The 14391-nt window shown below is 62.0% G+C and carries 12 protein-coding genes; 2 read left to right on the forward strand and 10 right to left on the reverse strand.

Features of this window, described 5'->3' with window-relative positions:
• Positions 1–242 precede the first annotated feature (242 nt).
• Together B5495_RS04065 and B5495_RS04070 are read right to left on the reverse strand one after the other, a co-directional pair.
• Complete coding sequence (locus B5495_RS04065) at positions 243–662, reverse strand: DUF7282 domain-containing protein (protein WP_079551543.1); 420 nt, start codon at positions 660–662, stop codon at positions 243–245.
• Between the two features lie 218 nt (positions 663–880).
• On the reverse strand, positions 881–1855 hold the full coding sequence (locus tag B5495_RS04070) for a malate dehydrogenase (RefSeq protein WP_079551545.1): 975 nt from the start codon (positions 1853–1855) through the stop codon (positions 881–883).
• A gap of 238 nt (positions 1856–2093) precedes the next feature.
• Here B5495_RS04070 and B5495_RS04075 point away from each other — a divergent pair, with 238 nt between their 5' ends.
• A complete protein-coding gene (locus B5495_RS04075) occupies positions 2094–3215 on the forward strand; it encodes an efflux RND transporter periplasmic adaptor subunit (protein WP_079551547.1) in 1122 nt (373 codons plus the stop codon).
• Complete coding sequence (locus tag B5495_RS04080) at positions 3199–6303, forward strand: efflux RND transporter permease subunit (protein ID WP_079551549.1); 3105 nt, start codon at positions 3199–3201, stop codon at positions 6301–6303. Before B5495_RS04075 ends, B5495_RS04080 begins: the two co-directional genes overlap by 17 nt.
• On the opposite strand, the gene rsd is transcribed toward B5495_RS04080, so the two are convergent.
• The 8 genes from rsd to yrfG form a co-directional block, all read right to left on the reverse strand.
• Positions 6300–6791, reverse strand: coding sequence for a sigma D regulator (gene rsd, locus B5495_RS04085; protein WP_079551551.1), 492 nt, complete (start codon positions 6789–6791; stop codon positions 6300–6302). The genes B5495_RS04080 and rsd overlap by 4 nt on opposite strands.
• Positions 6792–6870: 79 nt before the next feature.
• Positions 6871–7383, reverse strand: a complete 513-nt coding sequence (locus B5495_RS04090; RefSeq protein WP_079551553.1) for a disulfide bond formation protein B — start codon at positions 7381–7383, stop codon at positions 6871–6873.
• On the reverse strand, positions 7380–9020 hold the full coding sequence (gshA, locus tag B5495_RS04095; RefSeq protein WP_079551555.1) for a glutamate--cysteine ligase: 1641 nt from the start codon (positions 9018–9020) through the stop codon (positions 7380–7382). The genes B5495_RS04090 and gshA overlap by 4 nt, the downstream gene beginning before the upstream one ends.
• Before the next feature lie 164 nt (positions 9021–9184).
• Entirely contained in the window at positions 9185–11578 is a 2394-nt protein-coding gene (locus B5495_RS04100) for a Tex family protein (protein WP_079551556.1), read from the reverse strand.
• Positions 11579–11645: 67 nt separating this feature from the next.
• A complete protein-coding gene (gene msrB, locus B5495_RS04105) occupies positions 11646–12143 on the reverse strand; it encodes a peptide-methionine (R)-S-oxide reductase MsrB (protein WP_079551558.1) in 498 nt (165 codons plus the stop codon).
• 165 nt (positions 12144–12308) lie between these two features.
• Positions 12309–13187: an Hsp33 family molecular chaperone HslO gene (hslO, locus tag B5495_RS04110; protein WP_079551559.1), complete on the reverse strand. Its 879-nt coding sequence runs from the start codon at positions 13185–13187 to the stop codon at positions 12309–12311.
• Between the two features lie 58 nt (positions 13188–13245).
• A complete protein-coding gene (gene hslR / locus B5495_RS04115; protein WP_079551561.1) occupies positions 13246–13635 on the reverse strand; it encodes a ribosome-associated heat shock protein Hsp15 in 390 nt (129 codons plus the stop codon).
• Positions 13636–13672: 37 nt separating this feature from the next.
• A complete protein-coding gene (gene yrfG / locus B5495_RS04120) occupies positions 13673–14356 on the reverse strand; it encodes a GMP/IMP nucleotidase (RefSeq protein ID WP_079551562.1) in 684 nt (227 codons plus the stop codon).
• Between the last annotated feature and the right edge of the window lie 35 nt (positions 14357–14391).

Below are 14391 nucleotides of genomic sequence, written 5' to 3' on the forward strand. Positions count from 1 at the left end.
CCTTGAAGAAAAAGTGCTGTCCGCGCGGCCGGTTACGCACGGCATCAACGCAGCATGGCGGGTAATTATACGAGTATGGCAGAAGCAAATGGCAGGGAAAAATGGCAGAAAAATGCGACACACACAAAAATGACCCCGGAAAACCGGGGCCATGCGATGTAATGTCGGCGTAGTGTCAGAAAAATGCAGCAACAGGATTTCGCGTCAGCTATTAGCCACTGCGCGTCGCTGCATGAAGACGCTTATTTCACGTCAACGGGCACCACCACGGGTTTGCCGTCGGCCATCATGGGCGGATCCACGTCGGTTGAGCCTTCACCGAATTCGTACTTGCCTTCTTCACCGGTATCTTTGTGCAGCATGACAAATACCTTGTCACCGGATTCAAGCATGCGGTCAACTTCAACGGTGACTTCGTCCTGACCGTCAATGGCGGCGTGGCCGATAGACGCAGGTGCGATGGGCTTGCCTTCGTCGTTGCTATCGTGAATGACCACAAAGCCTTTCTGGTCGGCCATGACGTTCACGGTAACTTCTTCACCCGGCGACTGTGAGTCAGCCTTGATGCTCGGACCTTTATCGTCCATGGCCATTGCAGTGCCTGCGGTACCGGCAAGACCCAGCGCCAGCAGAATTGAAAGGGAAACGTTGCGATATGTCATACGTTATCTCCTGAAAAACGCCTCAAAGGCGGTATAGCTACGCGGCCTGCATGATTGCCGCTGCGCACCATTCAAGCTAGACAACAAAGCGGCGGCTGTACACAGCTTGTGGCAGTCTTCATATTGCGTCCTTTTTTACCGTCCTCTTGTATCCCCCCACACGAAAAGGCCCCCGCAGAGCGGAACTCTGCGGGGGCCCGAAGCCGGAAATCCGGCCATTAACCCAGCAGGTGCTCTACCGCCGTGCGTTCTTCACGCAGTTCTTTCTCGGTGGCCTGCATTCTTTCCTTGCTGAACGCATCCAGCTCGAAACCCTGAACGATTTCATAGCTGCCGCCCTTGCAGCGCACCGGGTAGGAATAAATGATGCCTTCCTCGATGCCGTAACTGCCATCGGATGGAATCGACATGCTGACGATGCCATCACAGCCCAGCGCCCAGTCGCGCATATGGTCGATGGCCGCCGAGGCTGCCGAGGCCGCCGAAGACGCACCACGCGCCTTGATGATGGCCGCGCCGCGCTGCTGTACGGTGGGGATGAAGTCGTTTTCGTACCAGTCGCGCTCAACCAGATCCAGGGCCGGCTTGCCGTCCACCTGGCACTGAGAAATATCCGGGTACTGGGTCGCGCTGTGGTTGCCCCAGACAATCATGCTGTCAACGTCGGTCACGTGCTTGCCGGTCTTTTGTGCCAGCTGGGTCAGCGCGCGGTTGTGGTCCAGGCGAGTCATCGCGGTGAACTGGCCGGCATCAAGGTCCGGCGCGTTGCACGAGGCGATCAGCGCGTTGGTGTTGGCCGGGTTACCCACGACCAGCACACGCACGTCGTTGCTGGCACTGTCGTTCAGCGCCTTGCCCTGCACGGAGAAAATGGCCGCGTTGGCTTCCAGCAGGTCTTTACGCTCCATGCCCGGGCCACGCGGGCGAGAGCCCACCAGCAGCGCATAGTCGGCATCCTTGAACGCGACGTTGGCATCATCGGTGGCAACGATATCGCGCACCAGCGGGTAGGCGCAGTCGTTGACTTCCATGACCACACCGTTCATGGCCTCCATGGCCTGGGGGATTTCCAGCAGCTGGAGAATGACGGGCTGATCCGGCCCCAGCATATCGCCTGCGGCAATGCGGAAAATAAGAGAATAGCTAATCTGGCCGGCACCGCCGGTAATCGCAATACGGACTGGATCTTTCATCATGGCTCCTTGGTTATTTCGCCTTGGGGTTCGGCCACGCCGAACGCTGCGACGCCTTGATATTATGCGTCGGGCGGTAAAAACTCAATCAGACCTGTGGCTTAGGCTCTCGTAGACAAATCGTGGGAGAACAGTTGCCCCGACGCCTTGCTATCGGTCAGGCTAAGCGCTTTCGAGCTCAGCGCTGTATAGGTTTGTCTGGCGTGGCTGTGTCTCCCTCCCACATACGGATACGTTCATGCGGCAACAGCGATTTTCCCGGCTGCCTTTTTCCTACGTACTGGCAAGCCTGCTTTTACTCGCCCTGGTACTCTGGCTCGCACTGGGTGATTTCAATGCCTTCAAGGATGAGGCGCCCGAGGACACTACCACGCCGCCCGCCCCCACGCGCGTTGAAACACGCCGGCTCGAAAGCGTAGATTACACCCCCACCCGGGTGGTACAGGGCGCGCTTGAAGCCAACCGCGACGTCGCGCTGCGCGCCAGTGTCGAAGGCCTGGTGAAAGACAAGCCCGTCAAGCAGGGCGCCAGCGTCAGCGCCGGCGAGACGCTGCTCGTACTGGACAACGACGCTCTTCCCGAGCGCTTGGCGGAAGCCCGCGATAACGTTGAGCTGGCTCGCGCCGAGCTGGCCGGAGCGCAACAATTGCGCCAGCGCGAGCTGATCTCGAAGCCCGAGCTTTTGCGCCTGCGCGCCGCCCTCAGCCAACGTGTGGCCGAAACGGCACGGCTGAAAAAACAGCAGGCCGACACCCGCCCGCAAGCCCCCTTTGACGGCACGCTTGATCGCGTCAGCGTCACACTGGGCGAGCTGTTACAGCCCGGCGAAGAATGGGGGCGGCTGATCGACGACGCTACGCTCAAAGGTATCGGCTGGGTGTCGCAGCAAGACGTGGCTCCGCTCGCAGCAGGCCAGCCCGTCACCACCCGCCTGTTAAGCGGCGACACCCTGCAGGGCACGCTGACCCACGTGGCCAGCCGCGCCGCTGAAGATACCCGCAGCTTTTACCTTGAAGTGACGCTTAACAACCCCGAGCACCGGCGCTTGGCCGGCGGCAGCGCCGAACTGACCATTGCCCTGCCCTCGCGCCAGGTGCACACGCTTTCGCCGGCGCTGTTACAACTGACGACCAACGGCGAGCTGGCCGTCAAACACGTTGACGACGACGGCCTCGTTGAACAAACCGCCGTCGAGCTGATCAGCGCTGACACCCGGCAAGCCTACGTCGCCGGGCTGCCCGACAGCGTGCGCCTGATCACCCTGGGCGCGGGGCTGGTGGAGCCCGGCGAGCGCGTGGAAAGCGTTCCTGAAGACGCCTCTCAAGAACGACAGGGAGCCGCCCATGCGCCAGCTGATTGATGCGGCCATCACCTATTCGCGCACGACGCTAATGCTGCTGGTGGGGCTGTTGCTGGCCGGCATTGCCGCGTGGCAGGTCATTCCCAAGGAAGCCAACCCCGACGTCACAATCCCGATTATTTACGTGTCGATGACCCTTGAAGGCGTCAGCCCCGAGGACGGCGAGCGCCTGCTGATTCGCCCCATGGAACAGGAGCTGCGCGGCATCGAGGGGCTGCACAAGTTCACCGCTCAGGCGAGCGAGGGTCACGCCTCGATTACGCTTGAGTTTGACGCCGGCTTTGATGCCGACACCGCCCTGTCCGACGTCCGCGAGAAAGTCGATATCGCCCGCAGCAGCCTGCCCTCCGAGGCCGAGGAGCCGCGTGTCACCGAGGTCAACGTCTCCGAGTTTCCGGTATTGACGCTGGGGCTTTCCGGCCAGCTTGACCTGCGCGAACGGGTCGCCGTCGCACGACGCTTGAAAGAAGAGATCGAAGGCATTGCCGACGTTCTCGAGGTCGAGATTGCCGGCGAACGCGACGACCTGCTGGAAATCATCGTCGACCCGCTGGTGCTGTCCAGCTACCAGCTGAACTTTGACACACTGCTCAACAACGTACGCAACAATAACCGGCTGGTTGCCGCGGGCAGTCTGGACACCGGCGCCGGGCGCACCGCGCTCAAGGTGCCCGGTATCATTGAAAACCTCGACGACGTAATGAGCATACCGATCAAGGTCGAAGACGACCGCGTGGTCACCTTTGGCGACGTCGCCTGGATCAACCCCACGTTCAAGGACCCCGAAGGCTTTGCCCGCATTGCCGGCAAGCCCGCCGTGGTGCTGGAAATTTCCAAACGCGCCGGCGCCAACATCATCGCCACCATTCGCGCCGTTGACGAATTGATGGACACCGCCAGCACAGAATTTCCCGAGGCGCTCAGCCTCACCACCATTCTGGACCAATCGACCACGGTCGAAGACATGCTCGGCGAGCTGTTGAACAACGTCATGACCGCCGTGCTGCTGGTGCTCATCGTGGTCGTCGCGGCCATGGGCTGGCGTACTTCGCTACTCGTGGGGCTGACCATTCCCGGCGCGTTTCTGACCGGCATCATGCTGATCTGGGCGTTGGGTTTTACGCTTAACATCGTGGTGCTGTTCGCGCTGATTCTGGTGGCCGGTATGCTGGTTGACGGCGCGATTGTGGTCAGCGAGCTGGCCGACCGCCACCTGCGCGAAGGCATGGCCCCGCGGGAGGCCTGGCTGGCCGCCGCCACGCGCATGAGCTGGCCGGTGATTGCCTCAACGGCCACCACGCTGGTGGTTTTCATGCCGCTGCTGTTCTGGCCGGGCGTGGTCGGACAGTTCATGAAATACCTGCCCGCCACGGTGATCCTCTGCCTGCTGGCATCGCTTGCCATGGCGCTGGTGTTCCTGCCCACGCTGGGCAGCCTATTCACCCGCCAAAACGTCTCTCACCGTTCGCCCGACGGCCACCGCACTGCCGGTAATACGACTTTCGGACGTGGCTACCGCCGCGTGCTGACCCGATTACTCAGCCACCCCGGCTGGGTTGTGCTCATCGCCGTGTTGCTGATGGGCGTATCCTACAGCGGCTATGCGCGTTTTAATCACGGGGTCGAGTTTTTCCCCAGCGTCGAACCCGACAGCGCCCAGCTACTGGTGCGTGCCCGGGGCGATTTTTCCGCGCAGGAAACCGATGCCATCGTGCAACGCGTAGAGCAACGCCTGGGCGGCATGAACGAGGTTGAAGCGCTTTACGCCCGCTCCTTTGCCACGCCCAACGAGCAAATGGGCAACGACGTGATTGGCGTACTGCAATTTCAGTTCACCGATTGGTACAAGCGCCGCCCGGCGCAGGCGATACTCGACGACATGGCGCGTCGCACCGCATCACTGCCCGGCATCGTCATAGAGTCCCAGGAGCAGGAAAAGGGCCCGAGCAGCGGCAAGCCCATCGTGCTGGAAATCAGCGCCACCGACCCGCAGCAAGCCAGCGCAGCGGTAGACCAGTTAAAAGCGACCATGCGCGAGCTCGGCGGCTTTATCGACGTGGAAGATGATCGTAGCCTGCCGGGCGTGGAATGGCGCATCAAGGTAGACCGCGAAGCCGCCGCTCGGCTGGGGGCCGACGTCACCACCGTGGGCAGCGCCGTACAGCTTTTGACCAACGGGCTGAAAGTGGCCGAGTATCGCCCGCCCACCGCCAATGATGAGGTGGATATCCGCGTGCGGCTGCCAAAAGGCTGGCGCTCGCTCAATCAGCTTGAGCGGCTGACCATCAACACTCCGCGCGGGCAGGTGCCCATTACCCACTTCGTCGAGATTGCGCCCGCGCCCAAGGTGAGCACGCTGAGCCGTATCAACGGGCGCCGGGCGATTACCCTCAAGGCCGATATGGCGCCCGATGCCCAGGCCACAGAACGCCTGGCAGCACTCTTTGACGCGACGCAAGACACGCTGCCAGACGGCGTGCAGGTCAACGTGGCCGGCGAGCAGCAGGATCAGCAGGAGGCGTCGCAGTTTCTTTTTAGCGCCTTTGGTGTGGCGATTGCGCTGATGGCGCTGATTCTGGTCACCCAGTTCAACAGCTTTTATCAGGCCGCATTGGTGCTCTCGGCCATCGTATTCTCTACCGCTGGCGTGCTGATCGGGCTATGGGTAACCGGCCAGGCGTTTGGCGTGGTGATGGTCGGCATGGGGATTATTGCGCTGGCGGGGATCGTGGTGAACAACAACATTGTGCTGATCGACACCTACAACGAGCTGCGTGGCGAAGGCATGACGCCGGCCACCGCCGCGCTTGAAGCGGGCTGTTTGCGCCTGCGTCCGGTACTCCTGACGGCGATTACCACGGTGCTGGGGCTGATGCCGATGGTGCTCGGCATCAACGTCAATCTGCTGGCGCCGGCGCTGGGGTTCAACGCGCCCTCGACGCAGTGGTGGGGGCAAATGTCCAGCGCGATTGCCGGCGGGCTGACCTTCGCCACCGGGCTTACGCTGTTACTCACCCCCTGCATGCTGGTACTTGGCGAACGCCGCAAGCGTCAGACGCTACCCGCCGCTGAACAAGCACCCGGTTAAGCGGTGCCCGGCGCGGCCTGCTGCGGGCTATTGACCGCGTGCAGCCGCGCCACCAGCTGGTCTTCCAGAGCAAAACGCTCGGTCAACCCTTTGGCCAGGCGGTCAAGCCAGGCCGGCAAACGAGCCATGTTATGCTCGCAGCGCACCGGCGTGGCGTAGTCGTCATCAAAGGCCAGCGTCAGCTCAGTGGACATGTCGAGCCGCTCCAGCAGCTTTCCGGCAAGCCCTACAGCCGGCGCGTCGTTGAAGGCTTTGGCTTCCTGGGCCAGCTGCGGGTAGACCTTGAAGTGGCCAGAGCTGATGTAGTCCATCAGGTGTTCGCTAAAGCGGTCGATGCGTGCCTTGCTGACTTCGGTCAGGTCATCGTCGCAGGCGTCTTGCAGCTCAATAAAAGCCACCAGCAGCGCCCGGCGCTGTTCCAGCAAATGATCGATAACGGTGTGAACGCCGCCCCAGCGCTCCAACGCATTTTTATAATTTTTAAACATGGCGTATCTCCTTGGCAACAATCTCTTTACACACAGACACCTTACCTACAGTCGAGACTCACCTTTCCCCATGCGGCTGTCAATTGCCACACGCAGGGCGTTTCAACGCTCGCCACAGCATCGCCAGCGGAAACGCCGCTAACACGACAAATCCGGCAAGCGTCCACGCCGGCAGTGACAGTCCCAGAAACGCCGCGTCGATGCTGGCGCACTCGCCGGAGCCGGAGAGTACCGTGGCCACCACTTCCTGCATCGGCAGCACATCCACCATGTAATCAAGCCCCGGGCCGCAGCTGGGCACCTGATCCGGCGGCAGCGACTGCAGCCACACATGGCGTCCGGCGACAAAAGCGCCGCCAGCCACCGCTACAAACGCCAGCAAGGCGTAAATCGCACGCCCCACACGCCCGGCCGGGTTATGCATTGCCGCCACGGCCAGTACCAGCCCCGTGGCTATTACGCCGACGCGCTGAAAAATGCATAGCGGGCAGGGTTCAAGCCCGCCAATGTGCTCCAGGCCCAGCGCTACGGCCATCATCAGCACGCACAGCGCCAGGCCGCCAAGGGCCAGGCGGCGGAAAGACAACGTCATGAGGCTTCTCCGGCACTCAGCGGCGTTATCGCACGCGACTCGCGGGCGCGGGCAAAATAGTCGGCCATAAAGTCGTCAAAGCGCGGCTCGTCGACTGCTTCCATGTCGCGCTGCTGCTGATGCGACGTCACCGCCTGCTGCGCAAGCAGCGCGTCGTCAAGCGTGGTCGAGGTCTGGCGGCGCAGCCTGTCGGCCTGCTCCTTGGCCAGTGACAACACCACATCGTTGAACGACGCCCCCTCACCACGCATCCGCTCAAGCAGCTGGGCCGAGGGCGTCAGCGCGGCGTCCTGCAGGCGCGGCGCCAGCGCGGCCAGCGCGTCAAGGTGCGGCGTGCCGTCTTCTGCGGCGTCCAGCAGCTCAGCGACCGACTGCATATCGCCAACGATCTGCTCGCCCCACTCGCGCACGCCAATGGCTTCGCCGTTGTTGCTCAGGCGCAGCGCCGGATCGCGGCCGCGTTCGACCACCAGCCGACGGTTATCGTCCAGATGATCGCACTCTTCGTCGGAAATCCACGGGCTGTCGCTCAACAGGCACCACATCAGGAAGGTATCCAGAAAGCGCATCTGGGTTTCTGTCACGCCCAGCGGATCAAACGGGTTCAGATCGAGGCAGCGCACTTCGATGTACTCCACGCCCCGGGCTTCCAGCGCCTGGCTGGGCGTTTCGCCCTGGCTGGCCACGCGCTTGGGGCGAATATCGCTGTAATACTCGTTCTCGATCTGCAGAATATTGGCGTTGAGCTGGCGCCAGTCGCCGCCTTCGTTGACCCCCAGCGCCTGATAGTCGGGCCACGGCGTCGAGATGGCGTTGCGCAACGTATTGACGTAGTTGGACAGCGAATTGAAGCAGATTTTAAGCTGCTCCTGCACCTTGTTCTGGTAGCCCAGATCCGACATCCGCAGCGTGGTGGCAAAAGGTGCCACGTAGGTATCGTCGCCCAGCGGTTCCAGCTTGTCGGGCACGCGGCGGCCGTCAAGAAAGCTTTTGTCGATGGCCGGTGAGGCGCCAAACAAGTACAGCAGCAGCCAGCTGTGGCGGCGGAAATTGCGGATCAGGCCGAAATAGCGCGTCGAGCGGTAATCGTTGAACGGTGTCTCGGTCTGGCCTTCCACGTCGCGCAGCGCCTGCCACATCTCGTCGGGCAGCGAGACGTTGTAATGCACCCCGGCAATGGCCTGCATGATGCGCCCGTAGCGCACGTCGAGGCCCTTGCGGTACACGTGCTTCATCACCCCGGAGTTGGAACTGCCGAAATCGGCGATGGGTACGCTGTCGTTGCCTGAAAGCTTTGACGGCATGCTCGCCGGCCAGATCCACTCGCTATCCATGTGCCGATAGCTGTAAGCGTGCAGATCCGCGAGAAACGCCAGCGCCGCCCGAGGCTGGCAGAATACCGGTGTGATGTATTCCAGCAGCGACTCGGAATAATCGGTAGTAATGCTTGGGTGCGTCAGTTTTGAGCCCAGCGCCTCGGGGTGCGGGGTCTGCACAATGTGGCCACTCGCCTCCACGCGCAGCCCTTCTTTCTCGATGCCTCGCCGCAGGTGGCCCAGGCGCCCGGCGCGCGCCGCGGGCAACAGCTGTTCAATACGGTGCGCAAGCGTGGACGGCACGGTGAGTGGTTCAGACAAGGGAGACACTCCTTGTTAAGCGGCTCGCCGTCGCGAGCCTGAATGAAAGCGGCAAACTCTACCGCACAAGCTAAAACACAGGCCGAGCGCACGCTTTAGCCTACGTTGGCCGCACGGTCTTTGACGCACAATATGGTGTCGCCCGAGGCGACATTCAAGCGCGCTTATTTATCGCCACGCGCTTTTAACAGCGCCGCGCCTAGCGCGCCCATGGATTCAGGGGCGTTTTGTGCGCCTTTTGATGAGCTCTTATTCGAACCTTGCTGACTGCGGCGCGACCTGACCGCCGGTTTGTCGCTAGCAGCGTCGGCGCCCGTATCCGTGTCGGGCTGATCGTCCAGGCGCATGGAAAGCCCGATGCGCTTGCGCGGGATATCCACGCTCATGACCTTGACGCTGGTGATATCGCCGGCCTTGACCACGCTGCGCGGGTCTTCCACAAAGCGGTTCGCCAGTGCCGAAATATGCACCAGGCCATCCTGATGCACGCCGACGTCAACAAAGGCGCCAAAGTGGGTGACGTTGGTCACAGTGCCTTCGAGCACCATGCCCAACTCAAGATCCTTGAGCGTTTCCACGCCCTCGCGGAACTCGGCCGCCTTGAACTCGGGGCGCGGATCGCGGCCGGGCTTATCCAGCTCGGCGAGAATATCCGTCACCGTGGGCACGCCGAAGCGGTCATCGGCGAAGTCAGCAGGGGCAAGCGCCTTGAGCGCGGCACTATCGCCGATCAGGCCTTTGACATCGCGCTTGCTCTGGGTGGCAATACGCTCGACCAGCGGGTAGGCCTCGGGGTGGACGGCGCTGGCGTCCAGCGGGTTGGCGCCGTTGGTGACGCGCAAAAAGCCGGCACACTGCTCGAAGGTTTTGGGCCCGAGGCGGCTCACATCCAGCAGCGCCTTGCGGCTTTTAAACGCGCCGCGCTGGTTGCGCTCGGCAACGATGTTATCGGCCAGCGTTGACGACAGCCCCGCCACTCGTGACAGCAACGCGCTGGAGGCGGTATTGAGATCGACGCCCACGGCGTTGACGCAGTCTTCGATCACCGCTTCCAGGCTTTTGGACAGCTGCAGCTGCGAGACATCGTGCTGGTACTGGCCCACGCCGATGGACTTGGGCTCGATCTTGACCAGCTCGGCCAGCGGGTCCTGCAGGCGCCGGCCAATAGACACCGCGCCGCGCACGGTGACGTCAAGGTCGGGCATTTCGCGGGAGGCATACTCCGAGGCCGAATACACCGAAGCGCCGGCCTCCGACACCATCACCTTGCTGACCCGCTGCCCGGGCGCCAGCGCCTTGACCAGCTCGCCGGCGAGCTTATCGCTCTCGCGGCTGGCGGTACCGTTGCCCACGGCAATCAGCTCGACGCCGTGCTGCTGCGCAAGGCGTACAAGCTCGGCCAGAGACTCGCGCCAGCGGTTTTGCGGCGCGTGGGGGTAAATCGTGGTGTTGGCCAGAAACTGCCCGGTGGCATCCACCACCGCTACCTTGCAGCCGGTACGCAGGCCGGGATCCAGCGCCAGCGTGACCCTGGGGCCCGCCGGCGCGGCCAGCAGCAGGTCTTTGAGGTTGGCGGCAAACACCTCGATGGCGGTAAGCTCGGCCTGCTCGCGCAGGCGGCCCAACAGCTCGGTTTCAAGCGCGGTATACAGCTTGACTCGCCACGTCCAGCGCACCACTTCGGTGAGCCACCGTTTTCCAGGGCTGTCCTCAGGACGATCTCCCGCGCGGCGCGTGGCGCTTGGCGCAGCCAGCGTAATGCCAATCTGTTTGGCGATCGCCACCTGGGCAGGATGAATCGGCGCGTCGTCTTCACCGGGCAGACGGATGGCTAGGCTCAAAACACCTTCATTGCGCCCGCGGAACATGGCCAGCGCTCTGTGCGATGGCGCCTTGGCGAGTTTTTCGTCGTGCTCGAAGTAGTCGGCAAACTTGGCGCCTTCTTCTGCCTTGCCGTCGAGTACGCGAGACGACAGCTCGCCTTCCTGCCACAGCCGCTCGCGCAGCTGGCCAATCAACTCGGGGTCTTCGGCAAAGCGCTCCATCAAGATCTGCTTGGCGCCGTCAAGGGCGGCCTTGGCGTCGTCAATCGCGGGGGTATCGCCGTCGGCGGCGCGCAGGTAGCTTTGCGCTTCACTCTCGGGATCAAGGTCGGGGTTGCCCAGCAGCGCATCGGCCAGCGGCTCGAGGCCGGCTTCGCGGGCAATTTGTGCCTTGGTGCGGCGCTTTTTCTTGAACGGGCGGTACAGATCCTCAAGGCGCTGTTTGGTGTCCGCCGCGCTGAGGCTGGCGCTCAGCTCGGGGCTCAGCTTGCCCTGTTCGTCAATCGCGGCAATCACCGCCACGCGGCGTTCTTCGAGTTCGCGCAGGTAGCGCAGGCGTTCGTCCAACAGGCGCAGCTGCACATCGTCCAGCGCGCCAGTGACTTCTTTACGGTAGCGAGCAATAAAGGGCACGGTGGCGCCCTCGTCGAGTAACGCCACCGTTGCCGCTACCTGGGCGGTGCGAACGCTTAGCTCGTCCGCCAGGCGGTTCATAATACGCTGATTGACATCCATATATCGCAACTAACTCATGCAGCAATGAAGAGAGGCCACAAGGTATCACACTCGCTGATTCATCGCTTTACGCGGGCACAAAACGCAGCGCCGCGCCGTTGTTGCACCAGCGAAGGCCGGTAGGCTTGGGGCCATCGTCAAAAATATGCCCCTGGTGGCCGCCGCAGCGCGCGCAGTGGTACTCGGTACGCGGCCATATCATGCTGAAGTCGAGCTCGCTGAGCAGATGCCCTTCCACGTGCTTGAAAAAGCTCGGCCAGCCGGTGCCGGAGTCGTATTTCATGGCGCTTTGAAACAGCACCAGATCGCACCCCGCGCAGCGAAACTCACCGTCGCGGGTTTCCTTATCCAGCGGGCTGGAAAACGCGGCTTCCGTGCCGCTTTCGCGCAGCACGTTATAGGCTTTGTCTGACAAGCGCTCACGCCATTCGGCGTCGGAAAGCGATAGCGGCTCGATGCTTTCTGCGGCGCTCAAGTCAACGCTTGGATAACCAAACGACACGCTGGGCAGCGCGCCTACAACGCCGGTTAAACCGGCAAGTCCCAGAAAGTGGCGGCGGTTCATGGCAAATCTCCTGTACGCTCGATAAATCCATCTAACGTTATACAGCCTATAGACGTATAAAAAACGGCGTATAACCATCACTCTTTTTATGACTACGCCCGCCGCTCAGGGTTCGCTTTTTTTGCACGTTTTTGCGCGCAAGTGCCGGCACCTTGCGGACAAAGCCTAATGCACCGTGGGTGACGGCGCATCGGGATTACCGTCAAGCAGCGCCTCTACGTCTGCTGCGGTATAGCGGTAGCGCGAATGGCAGAAATGGCACTGGGTATCGATCTCACCCTGCTCCTGGACAATCTCGCGCAACTCGCTGGCGCCGAGGGTCAAGAGTCCGTTGGCCATGCGCTCCCGCGAGCAGGTGCAGCCGAAATACAGCGCCTTGGGATCAAACACGCGCACGGTTTCTTCATGATAAAGCCGGTACAGTACCTCGCGCTGCTCAAGCCCTAACAGCTCTTCGGGCTTGATGGTGTCGGCGAGCTGCACGCTGCGCTCCCAGGCGTCGACGTCCTGATTTTTCGCTTCGCTGGGCAAACGTTGCAGCAGTAGCCCGCCGGCACGTTTCTCATCAGCTTCCAGCCACAGCCGGGTAGGCAGCTGCTCGGACTGGGTAAAGTAATCTTCCAGGCAGCCGGCCAGGGTGGGATGGTCGAGTGCGACCACGCCCTGGTAGCGATTGCCGTCGCGCGGGTCGAGGGTGATCACGATCTGGCCGTTACCCACCAGCTCGCGAAACGCCGCGGCGGACTCCGGCAGCGCGGCGTCTTCGGCCAACCGGGCAATGGCGCGTAGCTCGCCGCCGGGGTTGGACTCGGCCATCAGCAATGAGAGCGCACCCTCGCCGCGCACCTCGATGCTCAACATGCCGTCGAGCTTGACGGTGTCGGTCAACAGCGCCACCGCCGACAATAGCTCGCCCAGCAGCACGTTCACCGCGTGGGGGTAGGCATGGCGGCTGAGCACGTCGTCGTAGGCTTTTTCCAGCGTGACGATTTCGCCGCGCACGTTGGTGTTATCAAACAGGAAGCGTTGTATCTGGTCAGACATGAAACTCGTTATCCAATTGGTAAAAGCGCGTTAACAAAAATCCACAGGGCGCGACGGATTATTCGCCCTGGTTACGCTGGAAGTTCTTGATCTCGCGGCGCTGTTTTTTATCCGGCCGCTTGAGTGGGTGCTGCATGACCTGCTGGCTCAGCCGGCGCGCCTCGACCTCGCGTTCGCGGCGCTCGATGCTTTCCGGCGTTTCCGCGTAGAGTTTGCGCGCCTCGGGGGCGCCGCGGCGTTGGCCGGAGATTCCAGTCACGCGGACCTCAAACACGTCAAAGCCCTGGGGTACACGAATCAGCGCGTCCATCTCCACCAGCTTGCTGGTTTTGGCGCGTGCGCCGTCGTAGTGCACCTTGCCGCCTTCCACGGCTTTTTTGGCCAGCTGGCGGGTCTTGAAAAACCGCGCGGCCCAGAGCCATTTATCCAAGCGTACGCTATCACTCATCAGCGGCCCTCCTTCTGTTATTCACTACTGACTTCTCTTACTGGCTTCTCTGGCGGTTCAATACCGGCGCGTCGCCGGGGAATATCTCGGCAAAACGGTCAAGCGCGATAAACTCCTGAAGCTCTCGTTCGGGGCGCTGGCTATCCGGGCGCTTGATGCCCAGCAGGTGACGAATGCCGTAGGTTTGGGCGCTTTTCAGCACGCGCGGATTATCGTCGATGAACAGCGTGCGTGCCGGATCAAACGGCTCCTGCTCTTGCAGCGCATGCCAGAACGCCTGATCCTCCTTGGCCGCACCCACATCCTGAGATGAGACGATGGCATCAAGGTAGGGCTCAAGCCCGGTCAGCGGCAGCTTGAGCGCCAGGCTGGCACGATCGGCGTTGGTGGCCAGTATTACCCTCGGGTGAGCCTGTTTGAGCCACTGGAGAAAGTCCAGCGCGTCGCCGCGCAGGCCGATCAGGTGCTGCACTTCGCGCTTGAGCGCGACCACATCCACGTCAAGCTCGCGGCTCCAATAGGCCAGGCTGTACCAGTCAAGCGTGCCCTGCTCACCGACGATGCGCGCCTGCAGCTCGCGCTGGGAGGCCTCGTCAAGCTGGTGCAGCTCGACGTAGCGACGCGGCAAATGCTCCAGCCAGAAATGGCTGTCAAAGTGCAAATCCAACAGCGTACCGTCCATATCCAGCAATACGGTATCGATTGTCTGCCAATCCATCATCGCCGCTCCTGTGTGCATCGATCTGTGTGCATGGG

Source organism: Vreelandella subglaciescola (assembly GCF_900142895.1).
GTDB classification, from domain to species: Bacteria; Pseudomonadota; Gammaproteobacteria; order Pseudomonadales; family Halomonadaceae; genus Vreelandella; species Vreelandella subglaciescola.